General features: G+C 71.7%; 14 protein-coding genes, 1 pseudogene and 1 riboswitch. Of the genes and pseudogenes, 7 read left to right on the forward strand and 8 right to left on the reverse strand.

Annotation, left to right across the window (positions count from 1 at the left end):
* The first annotated feature begins 22 nt into the window (after positions 1-22).
* The 6 genes from HC362_RS10410 to HC362_RS10435 all read left to right on the forward strand — a co-directional run bounded on the left by HC362_RS10410 (position 23) and on the right by HC362_RS10435 (position 7,781).
* Positions 23-817: a GntR family transcriptional regulator gene (locus HC362_RS10410; RefSeq protein WP_243083666.1), complete on the forward strand. Its 795-nt coding sequence runs from the start codon at positions 23-25 to the stop codon at positions 815-817.
* 246 nt (positions 818-1,063) lie between these two features.
* A complete protein-coding gene (locus tag HC362_RS10415; RefSeq protein WP_243088475.1) occupies positions 1,064-3,169 on the forward strand; it encodes a carbon starvation CstA family protein in 2,106 nt (701 codons plus the stop codon).
* Entirely contained in the window at positions 3,166-3,408 is a 243-nt protein-coding gene (locus HC362_RS10420) for a YbdD/YjiX family protein (RefSeq protein ID WP_243083668.1), read from the forward strand. The genes HC362_RS10415 and HC362_RS10420 overlap by 4 nt, the downstream gene beginning before the upstream one ends.
* A gap of 80 nt (positions 3,409-3,488) precedes the next feature.
* Positions 3,489-3,986: a GNAT family N-acetyltransferase gene (locus tag HC362_RS10425; protein WP_243083670.1), complete on the forward strand. Its 498-nt coding sequence runs from the start codon at positions 3,489-3,491 to the stop codon at positions 3,984-3,986.
* A gap of 45 nt (positions 3,987-4,031) precedes the next feature.
* Positions 4,032-4,164: riboswitch (cobalamin riboswitch) on the forward strand.
* A 123-nt stretch (positions 4,165-4,287) separates the two neighbouring features.
* A complete protein-coding gene (locus tag HC362_RS10430; RefSeq protein WP_243083671.1) occupies positions 4,288-6,747 on the forward strand; it encodes a ribonucleoside-diphosphate reductase subunit alpha in 2,460 nt (819 codons plus the stop codon).
* Complete coding sequence (locus HC362_RS10435) at positions 6,747-7,781, forward strand: ribonucleotide-diphosphate reductase subunit beta (protein WP_243083672.1); 1,035 nt, start codon at positions 6,747-6,749, stop codon at positions 7,779-7,781. The genes HC362_RS10430 and HC362_RS10435 overlap by 1 nt, the downstream gene beginning before the upstream one ends.
* Before the next feature lie 6 nt (positions 7,782-7,787).
* Here HC362_RS10435 and def read toward each other — a convergent pair whose 3' ends face one another.
* The 8 genes and pseudogenes from def to HC362_RS10475 form a co-directional block, all read right to left on the reverse strand.
* On the reverse strand, positions 7,788-8,432 hold the full coding sequence (gene def / locus HC362_RS10440; RefSeq protein ID WP_243083674.1) for a peptide deformylase: 645 nt from the start codon (positions 8,430-8,432) through the stop codon (positions 7,788-7,790).
* A 128-nt stretch (positions 8,433-8,560) separates the two neighbouring features.
* Complete coding sequence (locus tag HC362_RS10445) at positions 8,561-9,562, reverse strand: hypothetical protein (protein WP_209265730.1); 1,002 nt, start codon at positions 9,560-9,562, stop codon at positions 8,561-8,563.
* A gap of 173 nt (positions 9,563-9,735) precedes the next feature.
* The gene (locus HC362_RS10450) at positions 9,736-10,980 is read right to left on the reverse strand and encodes a hypothetical protein (RefSeq protein ID WP_243083676.1); all 1,245 of its coding nucleotides are present in this window, start codon (positions 10,978-10,980) and stop codon (positions 9,736-9,738) included.
* A pseudogene (locus HC362_RS10455) lies at positions 10,977-11,759 on the reverse strand (HD-GYP domain-containing protein); the annotation flags it as partial. The gene HC362_RS10450 and the pseudogene HC362_RS10455, both read right to left, overlap by 4 nt.
* 307 nt (positions 11,760-12,066) lie before the next feature.
* Positions 12,067-12,453, reverse strand: coding sequence for a mycothiol system anti-sigma-R factor (rsrA, locus tag HC362_RS10460; protein WP_243083677.1), 387 nt, complete (start codon positions 12,451-12,453; stop codon positions 12,067-12,069).
* The gene (locus HC362_RS10465; protein WP_243083679.1) at positions 12,450-13,286 is read right to left on the reverse strand and encodes a sigma-70 family RNA polymerase sigma factor; all 837 of its coding nucleotides are present in this window, start codon (positions 13,284-13,286) and stop codon (positions 12,450-12,452) included. The genes rsrA and HC362_RS10465 overlap by 4 nt, the downstream gene beginning before the upstream one ends.
* A 197-nt stretch (positions 13,287-13,483) precedes the next feature.
* Entirely contained in the window at positions 13,484-14,143 is a 660-nt protein-coding gene (locus HC362_RS10470) for an alpha/beta family hydrolase (protein WP_243083681.1), read from the reverse strand.
* A gap of 206 nt (positions 14,144-14,349) precedes the next feature.
* Positions 14,350-15,195 (reverse strand): SOS response-associated peptidase, encoded by an 846-nt coding sequence (locus HC362_RS10475; protein ID WP_243083682.1) that lies wholly within the window; start codon positions 15,193-15,195, stop codon positions 14,350-14,352.
* A 98-nt stretch (positions 15,196-15,293) separates the two neighbouring features.
* Here HC362_RS10475 and HC362_RS10480 point away from each other — a divergent pair, with 98 nt between their 5' ends.
* Positions 15,294-16,052, forward strand: coding sequence for a M50 family metallopeptidase (locus HC362_RS10480; protein ID WP_243083684.1), 759 nt, complete (start codon positions 15,294-15,296; stop codon positions 16,050-16,052).
* Positions 16,053-16,100 lie beyond the last annotated feature (48 nt).

Consider the following 16,100-nt stretch of genomic DNA (forward strand, 5'->3'; position numbering starts at 1 on the left):
ACATGAGTCGGGAAGGCGGGCCATGAGCACGGACGGGGGCGGCGCGGTCGCGCCGGCCGCGGCGGACAGCGAGACCGCCGGCGGCAACGGATCGGCGGCCCGCACCGCGCGCGTGCCCAAGTACTACCGGCTGAAGCGGCACTTGCTGGAGATGACCGAGACCCTGCCGCCCGGCACCCCCGTACCGCCCGAGCGGACGCTCGCCAGCGAGTTCGACACCTCGCGCACCACGGTCCGGCAGGCGCTCCAGGAACTCGTCGTCGAGGGGCGTCTGGAGCGCATCCAGGGCAAGGGCACCTTCGTCGCCAAGCCCAAGGTCTCCCAGGCGCTGCAACTGACCTCCTACACGGAGGACATGCGGGCCCAGGGCCTCGAACCCACATCGCAGCTGCTGGACATCGGCTACGTCACCGCCGACGACCGGCTCGCCGCGCTGCTGGACATTCCCGCGGGCGGACGCGTCCTGCGCATCGAGCGGCTGCGGCTGGCCAGCGGCGAGCCCATGGCGATCGAGACCACCCATCTGTCCCAGAAGCGGTTCCCCGCGCTGCGGCGCAGCCTGGTCAAGTACGCCTCCCTCTACACGGCACTCGCCGAGGTGTACGACATCCACCTGGCCGAGGCCGAGGAGACGATCGAGACCTCGCTGGCCACCCCGCGCGAGGCCGGGCTGCTGGGCACCGATGTCGGCCTGCCGATGCTGATGCTCTCCCGGCACTCCCGCGACACCGCGGGAGAGCCCGTGGAGTGGGTCCGCTCGGTCTACCGCGGTGACCGCTACAAGTTCGTGGCCACCCTCCAGCGCCCCACCTCCTGACGGCTTCGCCGGGAGGGGACCCACCGCCGTCGCGGAACGTGGTTGACCCGTTCCGAGGTATGGCGCTGATCAGGCGGTTGTTCTACGGTCGGCCTGCCGTCTTGGTGTGCCCGCGACCTCGCATGGGGCGCGGGTGAGGTCGAGGAGGAACGCGTGCGCAGCACTGCACAGCCAGCGGGCAGGCTCAGTCCGCGGTCCATAGCCGTCTGGACCGCCGTCGCACTGATCGGCGCGGCGGGGTGGAGCATGCTGGCGCTCGCCCGCGGCGAGGAGATCTCCGCCGCCTGGATGGTGGCCGCGGCGCTGGGCTCGTACGCCATCGGCTACCGCTTCTACGCGCGCTTCATCGCCACCCGGGTGCTCCGTGTCGACAAGACCCGGGCCACGCCCGCCGAACGGCTCGACAACGGCATCGACTTCCACCCCACCGACCGGCGGGTGCTGCTCGGCCACCACTTCGCCGCCATCGCGGGCGCCGGACCGCTGGTCGGCCCGGTGCTGGCGGCCCAGATGGGATATCTGCCGGGCACCATCTGGATCGTCGTCGGCGTGATCCTGGCCGGCGCCGTACAGGACATGGTGACGCTGTTCTTCTCCCTGCGCCGGGACGGCAAGTCGCTGGGGCAGATGGCGCGCGAGGAGATCGGGCCGATCGGCGGCGCCGCCGCGCTGCTCGCCGTCCTCGCCATCATGATCATCCTGCTCGCCGTGCTGGCGCTCGTCGTCGTCAACGCGCTGGCCGAGTCGCCCTGGGGCACCTTCTCCATCGGCATGACCATCCCGATCGCCCTGTTCATGGGCTTCTACCTGCGGGTGCTGCGCCCCGGGCGGGTCACCGAGGTCTCCCTCATCGGTATCGCGCTGCTGCTGCTCGCGCTGGTCTCGGGGCGGTGGGTCGCCGAGTCGTCCTGGGCGGACACCTTCACACTGGAGCCCGGCACGCTGGTCATCTGGATTCTGGTCTACAGCTTCGTCGCCTCCATCCTCCCGGTGTGGATGCTGCTGGCACCGCGCGACTATCTGTCGACGTTCATGAAGATCGGCACCATCGGGCTGCTGGCCATCGGCGTCGTGGTGACGATGCCGACGCTGAAGATGGAGGGCATCACCGACTTCGCCGGCGTCGGTGACGGACCGGTCTTCGCGGGCTCGCTCTTCCCGTTCGTCTTCATCACCATCGCCTGCGGCGCCCTGTCCGGTTTCCACGCGCTGATCTCCTCCGGCACCACGCCGAAGATGATCCAGAAGGAGACCCAGATCCGGATGATCGGCTACGGCTCCATGCTGATGGAGTCGTTCGTCGCCATCATGGCGATGGTCGCCGCCGGCATCATCGACCCGGGGCTCTACTTCGCGATGAACGCGCCCGCCGGCGTCATCGGCGACAACGTGCAGGCGGCCTCGGAAGCGGTACGGCACCTGGGGTACACCATCACCCCGGACCAACTGGCGGCCGCCGCCAAGGCCGTCGAGGAGCAGTCGCTGCTCTCCCGTACGGGCGGGGCGCCCACCCTGGCCATCGGCGTCTCCAACATCTTCTCGGAGATCGTCGGCGGCGCCGGGATGAAGGCGTTCTGGTACCACTTCGCCATCATGTTCGAGGCGCTGTTCATCCTGACGGCCCTGGACGCCGGCACCCGCGTGGGCCGCTTCATGCTCCAGGACATGCTCGGCAACGTCTACAAGCCCTTCCGCCGGGTGAGCTGGTGGCCGGGGCTGCTCTTCTCCAGCGCCGCCATCGTCGCGCTGTGGGGCTACTTCCTGTGGGTCGGCGTCCACGAGCCGCTGGGCGGGATCAACCAGCTCTTCCCGCTGTTCGGCATCGCCAACCAGTTGCTGGCCGCGGTAGCGCTGGCGGTCTGTACGACGCTGCTGGTCAAGTCCGGGCGGCTGAAGTGGGCCTGGGTCACGGCCGTTCCCCTGGTGTGGGACGCCGTCGTCACGCTCACGGCGAGCTGGCAGAAGGTCTTCTCCACCGACCCGAAGGTCGGCTTCTTCCAGCAGCGCGCCAACTACCAGGAGGCCATCGACCAGGGCAAGGTCATCGCCCCCGCCAAGAACATGGACGACATGCACACCGTCGTCACCAACTCCACGGTGGACGGCGTCCTGTCGGCCCTCTTCGCGATCCTGGTCATCGTCGTCCTCGCCGACGCGGCGCGCACCTGTGTACGCGCGGTGCGCAACCCGGAGAGCACCCGGATGCACGAGGCGCCCTACGAGAAGTCCAAGCTGGTCGAACCCGCAGGACTGATCGCCACCAAGGAGGAGAAGGCGGAGAAGGCCGAGCACGAGGCAGCGCCGGCCGCGGCCGGAGCGCCCGGCGGCGGGGCGGGAGAGGACTCCCGGTGAACGGAGCGAAGCAGGTGAACGGCGCGAAGCGGGCGGCGGTCGATCCCCTGCTGCGGGCCGGGCGCTGGCTGCGCTGGTACGTGCGCGAGTTCACGGACGAGAGCGCGTACGACCGGTATGTGGCACATGTGCGTCAGCACCAGGGGCCCCACGCCCCGGTCCCCTCCCGGAAGGAGTTCGAGCGCCGCCGCACGGACGCCCGGGAGGGCGATCCGCGCGAGGGCTTCCGCTGCTGCTGAGATCCGCCGGGCAGAGCTGACGTCCGCCGGGCACGGCTGACGCCCCGGCGTTGTCAGTGCCGTGCCGGATGATGGCGGCCATGGACATCACCGTAAGAACCGCACGGCCCGAGGAGTACGCACAGGCCGGGGAGCTGGTGGCGCGCGCCTACCTCGACGGCGGACTGCTGACCCACGGGGATTCCGACCCCTATCTGAACTCGCTCCGCGACGCGGCCGGCCGCGCCGCCCACGCCGACCTGCTGGTCGCCGAGGACCCGCAGGGCGCGCTGCTGGGCACCGTCACCTTCGTCGGCGAGGGAGGGCGCTACGCGGAGCGCGCCCGGGCCGGTGAGGGCGAGTTCCGGATGCTCGGCGTACGGCAGTCGGCGCGGGGCCGGGGTGTCGGTGAAGCACTGGTGCGGGCCTGTATCGGGCGGGCCCGCGACCTCGGGCTGAGCGGGCTCGTCCTGTCCACTCTGCCGACGATGCACGCGGCACACCGCCTCTACGCCCGGCTGGGCTTCCTGCGCGCCCCCGACCGCGACTGGCAGCCGATCGAGGGCGTCACCCTGCTGGCCTACACGCTCACCCTGTAGCCGACGGCACAACATATGGGGCCCTCTCACAGGGGGGCCACAACATGTATGGTGTCTCACGGCCGTCGCCCCCGACGCAGGGGAATCCGGTGCGAGTCCGGAACTGTCCCGCAACGGTGAGCGGCACGCGCGAGCGTGCCCGCGAGTCCGAATGCCTGCAGGCGGCGGCAGTACCGAACGTCCGGGTCTCGTGGGTTGGGCCGCCGGGGCGGAGCGCGCCATGCCCGCAGCGGGTCCGGCGTGTGCCCTCTCCTGCCGTGCTGCCCTGCCAGGGGCCCTCAGCAGCCAGGGAGAGCACCGCGTGACCGTCACCACCGCCCCCACACTTCCGGCACCGAGCGGCGCCGGGCCCGGCGCTCCCGGGAAACCCGCCGCATCCGGCAACCCCGGCGCCCGCGAGCCCGACTCCCGGGAACCAGGTGCCCGGGAACCCGGCGCCCGCGAGGATCCGCCGGCCGAAGCGCTCCGCCGGGCCCTCGCAGCGCTCACCGCCGGTCTCCCCGACGTGGACCCGGCGCCGGTGCTGGCAGCGGCCCTGCGCGGACGGCAACCCGGCGCCACCGAGGCCGACCTGCGTGCCCTCGCCATCGAATCGGCTGCGGGTCTCATCAGCGAGGAGCCCTCCTACTCCCGGCTGGCGGCGCGGCTGCTCACCCACGTGATCCGCGACGAGGCGGCGGCGGAGGGCGTGACCTCGTTCTCCGCCTCGGTGGCGCTGGGCCACGCGCAGGGGCTGATCGCGGACCGCACCCACGCCTTCGTGAAGAAGCACGCACAACGGCTCGACGCGCTGGTGGCAGAGGCCCTGGACGGCGGCGCGGACGACCGGTTCGAGTACTTCGGGCTGCGTACCGTCCACTCCCGCTACCTGCTGCGCCACCCGGCCACCCGCCGCCCGATCGAGACGCCGCAGCACTTCCTGCTCCGTGTCGCCTGCGGCCTGGCGGGGGACGAGTCACCCGAAGCGCTGGCGGAGGTGGCCGCGTTCTACCGGCTCACCAGCTCCCTCGCCTATCTGCCCTCCTCGCCCACCCTGTTCAACTCCGGTACGCGCCACCCGCAGATGTCGTCCTGCTATCTGCTGGACTCGCCCCAGGACGAACTGGACTCGATCTACGAGCGCTACCAGCAGATCGCCCGGCTCTCCAAGCACGCGGGCGGCATCGGTCTGTCCTACTCCCGCATCCGCTCCCGGGGCGCGCTGATCCGGGGCACCAACGGCCACTCGAACGGGATCGTCCCGTTCCTGCGCACGCTGGACGCCTCGGTCGCGGCCGTCAACCAGGGCGGCCGGCGCAAGGGTGCGGCCTGCGTCTACCTGGAGACCTGGCACGCGGACATCGAGGAGTTCCTCGAACTGCGCGACAACACGGGCGAGGACGCGCGCCGTACCCACAACCTCAACCTCGCGCACTGGGTACCGGACGAGTTCATGCGCCGCGTCGAGGCGGACGGGCAGTGGTCCCTCTTCTCCCCTTCCGACGTGCCGGAGCTGGTCGATCTGTGGGGCGAGGAGTTCGACACCGCCTACCGCCGCGCCGAGGCCGAGGGCCGCGCCGTCAAACAGCTGCCGGCCCGGCAGCTGTACGGCGCGATGATGCGTACTCTCGCGCAGACCGGCAACGGCTGGATGACGTTCAAGGACACCTCGAACCGCACCGCCAACCAGACCGCACAGCCCGGTCGCATCGTGCACTCCTCGAATCTGTGCACCGAGATCCTGGAGGTCACCGACGACGGCGAGACCGCCGTCTGCAACCTCGGCTCGGTCAATCTGGCCGCGCACCTGGGCGCCGACGGACAGCCCGACTGGGAGCGGCTGGACGCCACGGTGCGTACGGCGGTGACGTTCCTGGACCGGGTGGTGGACATCAACTTCTATCCGACCGAGCAGGCGGCCGCCTCCAACTCCCGCTGGCGGCCTGTGGGTCTGGGCGTGATGGGACTCCAGGACGTCTTCTTCCGGCTCGGGCTGCCGTTCGACTCGCAAGAGGCACGCGAGCTGTCCACCCGGATCGCCGAGCGGATCATGCTCGCCGCTTACGAGACCTCGGCGGAGCTGGCCGAGAGGCACAGCCCGCTGCCCGCCTGGGAGTCCACCCGCGCCGCACGCGGTGTACTCCACCCCGACCACTACCCGGACGCCGAGCCGCACTGGGCGGACCGCTGGGACGCGCTGCGCGCCCGTATCGCACGCACGGGGATGCGGAACTCCCTGCTGCTGGCGATCGCCCCCACGGCGACCATCGCCGCCATCGCGGGCGTGTACGAGTGCATCGAGCCGCAGGTCTCCAACCTCTTCAAACGCGAGACGCTCAGCGGCGAGTTCCTCCAGGTGAACCACTACCTGGTCGCGGAGCTGAAGCGCCTGGGGCTGTGGGACGCGCGGGCCCGCGAGGCGCTGCGGCGGGCCAACGGCTCCGTACAGGAGCTGGAGTGGGTGCCCGCGCACGTACGGGAGCTGTACCGCACCGCGTGGGAGCTGCCGCAGCGCGCCCTGATCGACATGGCCGCGGCCCGCACCCCGTACCTGGACCAGAGCCAGTCGCTGAACCTGTTCCAGTCCTCCCCCACCATCGGGAAGCTCAGCTCGATGTACGCGTACGCCTGGAAGCGCGGCATCAAGACCACGTACTACCTGCGGTCGCGCCCCGCGACCCGCATCGCCCAGGCGGCCAACTCCGTCCCCCAGCAGCCGAAGCCCGACGAGGCGCTCGCCTGCTCCCTGGAAAACCCCGAGTCCTGCGAGGCCTGCCAGTAATGACGACTCCCACCACCACGACTGCCCAGGCTCCGAAGAACCTGCTCGACCCCGGCTTCGAGCTGACCCTGCGCCCGATGCGCTATCCGCACTTCTACGAGCGCTACCGGGACGCCATCAAGAACACCTGGACCGTGGAGGAGGTCGACCTCCACTCCGACGTCGCGGATCTGGCCAAGCTCACCCCGGGCGAGCAGCACATGATCAGCCGCCTGGTGGCATTCTTCGCCACCGGCGACTCGATCGTCGCCAACAACCTGGTGCTGACGCTCTACAAGCACATCAACTCGCCCGAGGCGCGGCTGTATCTCTCCCGGCAGCTGTTCGAGGAGGCCGTGCACGTCCAGTTCTATCTGACCCTGCTGGACACCTATCTGCCCGACCACGACGAGCGGGCCGCCGCGTTCGCGGCCGTGGAGAAAATTCCCTCCATCCGGGAGAAGGCCCAGTTCTGCTTCCGGTGGATGGACGCTGTCGAGAGCCTCGACAAGCTGGACTCCAAGGCCGACAGGCGCCGTTTCCTGCTCAATCTGATCTGCTTCGCGGCCTGCATCGAGGGCCTGTTCTTCTACGGCGCTTTCGCCTACGTCTACTGGTTCCGCTCGCGCGGACTGCTGCACGGGCTGGCCACCGGCACCAACTGGGTCTTCCGCGACGAGTCGATGCACATGTCGTTCGCCTTCGACGTGGTCGACACCGTACGGGAGGAGGAGCCGGAACTCTTCGACGCGGAGCTGACCGAGCAGGTCACGGCGATGCTGGAGGAGGCCGTCGAGGCGGAGCTCCAGTTCGCGCGCGACCTGTGCGGGGAGGGGCTGCCCGGGATGAACACCGAGTCCATGCGCCAGTACCTCCAGGCCGTCGCCGACGAGCGGCTGCGCCGCCTGGGCTTCCCGGAGCGGTACGGCTCCAGCAACCCCTTCTCGTTCATGGAGCTCCAGAACGTCCAGGAGCTCACCAACTTCTTCGAGCGGCGCGCCTCGGCCTACCAGGTCGCCGTGGAGGGCTCGGTCTCCCTCGACGACGACTTCTGACCCGGGCTACTCGTTCGGCACCGTCTCGTAGCGGGGCGTGCTCTCGGCCATCTGCCGGAGCACGTCCTTGCGCTCGCGCTTGGAGAGCCGGTCGATGTACAGATACCCGTACAGGTGGTCGGTCTCGTGCTGGAGGCACCGGGCGAAGTAGCCCGTGCCCCGCACCACGATCGGCTTGCCCTGCGCGTCCTGGCCGCGCACCACCGCGTAGTCGGGCCGCGCCAGCTGGTGGTAGGCGCCGGGCACCGACAGGCAGCCCTCGCTGCCGTCGTCCAGCACGCGCTGTTCGGCGGGGAGCTGTTCGAGCACCGGGTTGCACACGACGCCCACGTGCCGTACGCCCTCGTCGTCGTAGCAGTCGTAGACGAAGACCTTCAGGTCGACGCCGATCTGGTTGGCGGCGATGCCGACGCCCTCTGCGGCGCGCTGGCTGGCGAACATGTCGTCGACCAGCTTGGCCAGCTCGTCGTCGAACTCGGTCACGTCCTTGCACTCCCGGTGCAGCACCGGGTTGCCGACGACGGTGACGGGCCGTGCCGTGCCCCGCGCGGTGTGGGCCTCCTCGCGGGCTGCCGCGTCCGTCACGTCGTCGACGAACTCGCCCTCGGCCCTAGCGGCCGACTCGGCCGTCGTTTCCTGCTGCTGCGCCATGCCGTCGTACGCCTTCCTGCGACCCATAAGACCGTGAGAGCAAAGATCCGCCGGTGAACCGGCCGAGCACCGTACGGCCGCGTACCGTAAGGACTCGCCCTACAGGGTACGGGCACGCCCGGCGCCGCTCAGCAGACCTCCTCCAGATCCCGCCACTCCCGGGTGTCAGGGCTGTCGGCGACCCAGCCGTCCAGCAGCCCGCGCACCAGCGCGGCGGGCGCCGCAAGGCCGCACTCCCGCTCGGGCACCCACAGCTCGCCGGGGCCGCCCTGTGTCATATGGCCCAGCGGCCCGGGGTGGCCGGGTGAACTGTGGTCGTGCGGGTCCAGATGCACCGTCCCGTCACCCTCGTCGGCGGGCATGGCGCTCTCGGAGCAGGCGCGGCACAGCAGCCGTACGGAGGAGGACCAGTCCTCGGCGGCGAACCCGGCGTCGGCCGCCAGCCGCTCCAGCGCGTCCCGGTCGCTCTCGGTGGCGGCTTCCAGCAGCACCACCCAGGTGGGCACGGGCGAGGGCGCCCACAGCTCGATCTCGTCGAAGACGGGGTAGGAGGGCCCGGCCGCCGTGGTGCGCTCGCCGTGCGGTACGCCGTCGTGCAGGACGACCTCGCCCCAGCGGCGCCCCGAGGAGGGCAGCGGGATGCTCTGGATCTCCATCCGGGCCGGGTCGATGCGGCGGCCCCAGACGACCTCCGCCTCGCCCTCCGGGGAGAGCCGTACGGCGGCGCTGCCCAGCTGCATGCCGGAGGGTTCCTCGGCAGCCGCCGCGCCGTGCGAGTGACCGGGCACGTGCAGCCCGTAGGCCTGCCAGGCCCGGCGCGCCAGCGGCCAGTCCTGGAGCGCGGTGGCCGCGATGCCGACGTTCCACCAGTCGGGGGCCCCTGTCTCGCGGTCCAGCAGCGCCACGGCGCGCAGGCCCGCTGTGCGCGCCTGCTCCCAGTCGTGCCGGAACTTGTGCAGCAGCGCGAGGTTGAACCAGGACTCCGAGAGCCACGGCTCCAGATCGGCGGCACGGGTGAGCAGAGCGCCCGCGTCCTCGTAGCGCCCGTCGCCGATGAGCGTGAACGCACGGTCCGTCGCCTGCCGCCACGAGGCGGAGGGACGGTGCCGCACCTTGCCGAAGATCCTCACTTTGCTCCCGCCGATCCCGCCGTTCCGCCTGTCCTGAGGCCCGGCTCGCCGCCCGGCCTGCTGTCTGCCGATGGGGTTTTGCGGACCGGCCGCCACGCGCCGGTCCTCGCCTGTCGCGGTTCCCCCTTCGCATCCAACCATGCCCGCTCGGGTGCCCGCTCATTACCCGTGCGTCAGACGTCCGCGGCCCGTGCCACTACCCGTGACAGAGCCTCCACCACACGTGGTTCGTGGTCACGCGCGGTCGCTGTGCGCAGCGCGTGCAGGGCCTCCTGGCGCGCCGCGCGGCCCGTGCTGTGACTGCCCGCGAGGAGGTCGTCGTACGCGCCCACGGTACGGACCACACGCGCGGTCACCGACTGTTCGCGGTACGGATCGGCCTGTGCTTCCACGGCGGACGCCACCCGCCAGCGGACGCCCGCCTGCCGGAGCACCGCGCCGCCGAGCAGGGCGATACGGCGCTGCCTGCCGGGCTCCAGCGCGGTCGTGGCGCCGCCGGGTACCGGGTCGGCCAGCGAGAGCTGCCCCACGTCATGGGTGAGGGCCGCGTACTCCAGCGCGGTGAGTTCCCCTCCTGTCAGGCCCAGCTCGCGCCCCACCGCGCGGCTGAGCTCGGCTACTCGGCGCGCATGCCCGTACGGGGTGCAACCGGCCACCTCGGGGGCCCGGGCGAGGGAGTCGAGGGTGGGCCGGTGGGTCGCCCGTACGGAGGCGCGGCGGCGGAGCGCGAACTGGATGACGAGCAGCGGCGCGCAGCACAGCAGCAGCGCCCACAGCCCGGCGACGGCGACGGCCAGCGCGAGGAGCACGGCGGTGGCGGCCAGCGCGGGTACGGTGACGAGCCGGGCCCGCAACTCGGCCCGCAGCGCCCGGCCGTGTGCGTCGGTGGCGGCGGCGAGCAGCGCGTCGAGGCAGCCGACGAGCAGCGCCAGAGCCAGCAGGCAGCAGGTGAACAGAGCGCCCGGTTCGACGCCGCGGCCCAACCAGCCGTCTCCGTACAGCGGTTGACCGCAGACGGCGGCGAAGCCGACGCCGAGCGCCAGCCGCGCCGGGGCCTGGGGCGGTGGCGCCTGGCCCAGTGCCACATGCGGGGTCAGTCCGACGAGGGAGCCGACGAGCGCCACCGTGACGGCCTGTGCCGGTCCGTGCACGGCCGGGGTGTCGCCCACCTGGCCGCACAGCGCGTAGCCGAGCGCGCCGGCGCCGGACAGCAGCCCGGTGGTGCGCAGGCCGCCCACGCGCCCCTCGGGCAGCCGCACCCGGGCCAACTCCCCTACGGCGACGACGAGTCCGAAAGCCAGCGCGATGCCGGGCTGGGCCACTCCCTGCCACAGGGTGACGCACAGGGCGCCGCCCGACACCAGCGCGGCCGCACCGTAGGCGGCGGCGACGAGCCGTGCGGCCGTCCGCCGCCTCATACCGCGACGCCGCTGCCGGTCCGCGCCCCGGCCCCCTCAGCAGCAGCGTGGGCCCTGTGAGGCACCGCCGGGACCTTGGGCTGCCGGTGCCCGGCCGGTTCGGGGACGTCGGCGAACGGCCAGCCGTGACGGCGCAGCGCACGGGTGAGGGCCGCGACCATCCGGGGGTCGAACTGCGTGCCCGAGCACCTCTCCAGCTCCTCCAGCGCCGCCGCGACGGGCCTGCCGGGGCGGTAGCAGCGAGTGGAGGTCATGGCGTCGAACGCGTCGGCGACGGCCACGATCCGTGCCGCCTCCGGGATCTGCTCGCCGGCCAGCCCTCGCGGATAACCGGTGCCGTCCATCCGCTCGTGGTGGTGGAGGACGGCCTCGCGGGCCTCGCCGAGGAAGTCGAGCCCGCGCACGATCTCGGCCCCGTGCTCGGGGTGCCGTTCCATCACGCGGCGCTCGGCCGGCGTGAGGGGCCCCGCCTTGCGCAACAGCCGTGCGGGGACGCCGAGTTTGCCGACGTCGTGCAGGACGCCCGCACAGCGCAGCGTCTCGGTCCGCTCCTCGTCCAGGCCCAGCTCGCGGGCGATCAGCGCCGCCGCGAAGCCGACCCGTTCACCGTGGCCGCGGGTGTAGCGGTCCTTGAGCTGTACGGCCTGGGAAAGCGCCTGTACGGCCGCCTGCCGGGCCGCGTGTTCGGGGCGGTACCGCCGCAGGCCCCACCAGCCGAGCCACAGGGGCCCGAGCGCGGGCAGCGCGGCGAGCGGGCCGTACGCGCTGCGCCACAGGACCACCGCCACCGGCACCGTCAGTACGCACGCCAGGGCGAACGCGACCCGGCTGTCCTCCGGCTGTCCCACTGGTCCTGCTGTCCGTGCGGTGACCGGGCCCGCGGGATCGCCCGGTTCCGCTGTGCGCCTCGTGAGCCGCATCGCGAGTCTCCTCCCCACCTCTCACATGGCGGGGAGACTAGGAGCGGGACGGCGGCCGGACGGCGGCCTTGGGGCGCGTTCCCCCGTTCGGGACGGCAGGTGCTCACCCGAAGGAGGGAGAAAGAGCGGAACCGCTGGCGCAGCCGTGCAGGGGCGAACAGGTGGGTCAGGCGGGGTTCTTGTCGTCCTCGGAGCCGACGGCGTCGACGGTCTCCATCCCGGCGGCGGGACGGGTGTCCTCCTCGGCGGCGGAACGGATCTCCTCGCCCTGGGCGGTGTCCCCTTCCCCAGGGCCCTGGCCCTGCCGGATCACCTCGATCCGGCCCATGACCTTGGCCCGCAGGTCGGACGGGACGTCGTCGTGCCCGCAGCAGCGCTTGACGAGCTTCTTCACCTCGCGCTCGAGCCCGTACTTCTCGAAGCAGGGCGAGCACTCGTCGAAGTGCTCCTTGAACTTGGCGCAGTCGCTGTCGGGCATCTCCTGGTCGAGGTACTCGTAGAGGTGGTCGAGGACCTCAGAGCAGTCCGTCTCGTGCGGCTCTCCGCAACTCATGAGCCCGAGCCTTTCCGGTCTTGCGACCCGTCCGCCGGGGCACCGGCCGGGACCAGGCCGCGCTCTTGCGCGTAGCCCTCCAGCATCTCCCGAAGCTGGCGCCGCCCACGGTGCAGACGGGACATCACCGTACCGATGGGTGTCCCCATGATGTCGGCGATCTCCTTGTACGCAAAGCCCTCCACATCGGCGAGGTAGACGGCGATGCGGAACTCCTCGGGGATGGCCTGGAGCGCTTCCTTCACATCGGAGTCCGGCAGGTGGTCGAGCGCCTGCGCCTCGGCCGAGCGCAGTCCGGTCGACATGTGCGACTCGGCGCGCGCGAGCTGCCAGTCCTCGATCTCCTCCGCGGCGCTGCGCTGGGGCTCACGCTGCTTCTTGCGGTAGGAGTTGATGAAGGTGTTCGTCAGGATGCGGTACAGCCACGCCTTGAGGTTGGTGCCCTCCCGGAACTGGTGGAAGGACGCGTACGCCTTCGCGTAGGTCTCCTGCACCAGGTCCTCGGCGTCGGCCGGGTTCCGCGTCATGCGCAGCGCGGCGGAATACATCTGGTCGAGGAACGCCAGCGCGTCCCGCTCGAAGCGCGCACTGCGCTGCTCCACGGTTTCCGACGCCTGTGATTCCTGCGGTGCGCTTGAGTCGCCTTCGGTCCCGGTGACCGGACCCACCTCCTCCAACGTCGCGGCGAGCCCGAACGAGGACCCGCTCGAATCGGAGAATAGACGACGATCGCCGCCGCCCGCCGCTTGAATCTTCGCGCCTGAGGCCAGCGCCATCGTGGCCCAGTCCAGGTCAGCGGCCCGCGGACGCTGGGGGCAAGCGACAGAACCCATCTGGGCGGCTCCCTTTCCTTCGCATGGAGAGGTGTGGCTGTTTTCTCACGTCGGCTCCGGTCGCGGATCCCCTGCCGGGGCGCCTCCGCGGCCGCAGCCGGATATCCCGTGCAACCATCGGCGACCGCCGAGCATTCCCGGCCCGGGAGGTTGTTTCCCGCGCTCACTGCGGGCCGCTTGTCCGCTGTCTGAGGCCCTCAGCCACCGGCCCCGGCGGCGATCCAGCGGATGACGGCGCCGGTGATCACCCCCATGGCCTCCTCCTCGGTCAGCTCGGCCGACTTCGGCAGCGCGAAGCCGTGGTCGGCGTAGGCCACCTCCACCAGCTCCGTTCCGGCCGGGAACTCCTCGGGTCGCCCGAACGGGTCCCGCTCGCCCTGCACCACCAGTACCGGCGGCTGCGCGCCGGTCAGCTCCTCGGCACGTGACTTCTCCGGCTTGCCCGGCGGGTGCAGCGGGAACGACAGCGCGAGCACCGCCCGCGCGCCCAGCTCTCCCGCCGTACGGCAGGCGACGCGGGCGCCCGCGCTGCGGCCTCCCGCGATCACCGGGAGCCCGGTGCGGGTGAGCGCCGGCCACAGGGCGCTCCATGCGGTGTCCAGGGTCCGCGGGGCGGGGGCGACCTTCTTCCCGGCCACCCGCCAGGGCTGCTCGACCAGCGCCACGGTGACGCCCTCGGCGGGCAGCGCGGCGGCCAGCGCGCGCAGGTCCCGGGCCTCGATCCCGCCGCCCGCGCCGTGGCCGAGGGCCAGCACGGTGTGCGCCTTCGGCGCCGGGTGCCAGGTGATGCGGGCCTCGCCCACGGGGGTGGTGACCGTCTCGGCCTGTACTTTCTGTTTGCTCGCGCGCGCAGTCATGGCCGCATGGTGCCAGGCGCTGCGCGCGCTTTCGGCGCACCTTGTCCTGCCGTGCCGGGGAGGGGCTGCCCCTGTCTGCCCGACGCGGGCTGCGGGTTCGTGGTGGTCGCTCGCGCAGTTCCCCGCGCCCCTGACGGGGCGCGCGCTCCCCCGCGCGGCGGAGCCGCACGTCAATTCAGTCCCGTGCCCCTTCGGGGCGCGTGTGCTCAGAAGAGGGTTTCTTCTTCTGGGGCCGGGAGTTCCTTCAGGAGGTGGGGGGCGTTGTTGCGGACGTTGCTGACGTCCGTGGAGACGGGGTGGGCCCGCATGAGTCCGGTGGGCGGGGGTGTGAGCAGCTCGCGGAGCGACTCCGTGTCCGTCCGCGAGGGGTCCAGCCAGGCGTCCCAGCGGTCGGGGGTGAGCATCAGCGGCATCCGGGGGTGGATGTCGGCCAGCGAGCGGGGGCCGCCCTCGGCGAGCTGGTCCGCGTTGGCCAGCGGTGTCGTCTCCGCTTCCGTGGTGATCACCGTGCAGGTGGCCCACCACGCCTGGGGGTGGTCGTCGGGCAGTGTCTTGTCCCGCCAGAACTCGTACAGCCCGGCCATCGCCATCACGGGCTGTTCCCCGTCGGTGCCGCCGGGGGCGGTCGGCGCGATGAAGTACGGCTGCTTACGGGGCCGCTTGCGCTTGCCCTCCTGTTCGAGCTTCAGCTCGCCCTGTGCGGTGACCCACTCGTAGTAGCCGTCGGCGGGCAGCAGACAGCGGCGCGCGACGAAGGGCCGGCGGTAGGCGGGCTTCTCGTGCACCGTCTCGGCCCTGGCGTTGATCATCTTGACGCCCATGTCGGGTGATTTCGCCCACCCGGGCACCAGGCCCCATTTGAGCGTCCGCAGCTGCCGTACGGGCCGCGGGTCGTCGCTGCCCTTGAGAGGGCGGTCGAGCACCGCGTGCACCTGTTTGGTGGGTGCGACGTTCCAGTCCGGCGCCAGCGCCTCCGTCGGCTCCCACGCCTCCACCTCGAACAGCCGGACCAGATCCTCGGCCCCCCGGCTCGCTGCATACCGTCCGCACATGCCTGCAAGACTGCCACGGCACGCCGGGCCGTCGCCGTGCGTTGACGGGACACGGAGGGGACGCGGCCCCCGGAGCACCTGAGGAGAACACCCCGAACATGGACAACGCGAGCATCACGGACGTCTGGGACCGGGTCGTGGGCAGTCAGCCGGACCCCGAGCAGTGGCTGGTGCTGGTCACCGGTCTCGTCGCACTGCTCGCGGTGGCCCCGCACGGGGTGTGGCGGATATCGCGGAACGCGGTCACCATCGCGCACGAGGGCGGGCACGGACTCATAGCCCTGGTCACCGGGCGGCGGCTGGACGGTATCCGGCTGCACTCGGACACCTCGGGCCTGACGGTCTCGCGCGGCAAGCCGCACGGGCTGGGCATGGTGCTGACCGCCGCCGCGGGGTACACCGCTCCCCCGCTGCTGGGTCTGGGCGGCGCCTGGCTGCTGGCGGCCAACCACATCACCGCGCTGCTGTGGGGCGCCACAGCGCTGCTGATCGCCATGCTGGTGATGATCCGCAACGCCTACGGGGTACTGACCGTCGTCCTGGCCGGCGGCGCGTTCCTGCTCGTCTCGTGGCTGACGGACCCCGAGGTGCAGGCGGCGTTCGCCTATGTGGTGGTCTGGTTCCTGCTGCTGGGCGGGGTGCGGCCGGTCTTCGAACTCCAGGGCAAGCGGCGGCGCCAGGGCGTACGCGGCGGAGGGTTCCGGTCCGGTGGCGCGACGAGGCCCGGCATGCCGGACTCGGACGCCGACCAGCTCGCCCGGCTCACCCACCTCCCCGCCGCCGCGTGGCTGTTCCTCTTCCACGCGGTGGCGCTGTGCTCCCTCCTCGGCGGCGGACGCTGGCTGCTCGGACTGTGAGCAGGGGCCCTCGCAGCACGGAACGGTGCCCGAGGCCAGCCGGGCGGC

The sequence above is a fragment of the Streptomyces sp. 891-h genome, from assembly GCF_022760275.1.
Lineage (GTDB): Bacteria > Actinomycetota > Actinomycetes > Streptomycetales > Streptomycetaceae > Streptomyces > Streptomyces spirodelae.

Excerpts from the sequence above, each read along its gene's own strand:
- HC362_RS10410 (WP_243083666.1), top strand. The coding sequence starts at position 23 with ATGAGCACGGACGGGGGCGGCGCGGTCGCGCCGGCCGCGGCGGACAGC.
- HC362_RS10415 (WP_243088475.1), top strand. The coding sequence starts at position 1,064 with ATGCTGGCGCTCGCCCGCGGCGAGGAGATCTCCGCCGCCTGGATGGTG.
- HC362_RS10425 (WP_243083670.1), top strand. The coding sequence starts at position 3,489 with ATGGACATCACCGTAAGAACCGCACGGCCCGAGGAGTACGCACAGGCC.
- HC362_RS10435 (WP_243083672.1), top strand. The coding sequence starts at position 6,747 with ATGACGACTCCCACCACCACGACTGCCCAGGCTCCGAAGAACCTGCTC.
- def (WP_243083674.1), bottom strand. The coding sequence starts at position 8,432 with ATGGCGCAGCAGCAGGAAACGACGGCCGAGTCGGCCGCTAGGGCCGAG.
- HC362_RS10450 (WP_243083676.1), bottom strand. The coding sequence starts at position 10,980 with ATGAGGCGGCGGACGGCCGCACGGCTCGTCGCCGCCGCCTACGGTGCG.
- rsrA (WP_243083677.1), bottom strand. The coding sequence starts at position 12,453 with ATGAGTTGCGGAGAGCCGCACGAGACGGACTGCTCTGAGGTCCTCGAC.
- HC362_RS10465 (WP_243083679.1), bottom strand. The coding sequence starts at position 13,286 with ATGGGTTCTGTCGCTTGCCCCCAGCGTCCGCGGGCCGCTGACCTGGAC.
- HC362_RS10470 (WP_243083681.1), bottom strand. The coding sequence starts at position 14,143 with ATGACTGCGCGCGCGAGCAAACAGAAAGTACAGGCCGAGACGGTCACC.
- HC362_RS10475 (WP_243083682.1), bottom strand. The coding sequence starts at position 15,195 with ATGTGCGGACGGTATGCAGCGAGCCGGGGGGCCGAGGATCTGGTCCGG.
- HC362_RS10480 (WP_243083684.1), top strand. The coding sequence starts at position 15,294 with ATGGACAACGCGAGCATCACGGACGTCTGGGACCGGGTCGTGGGCAGT.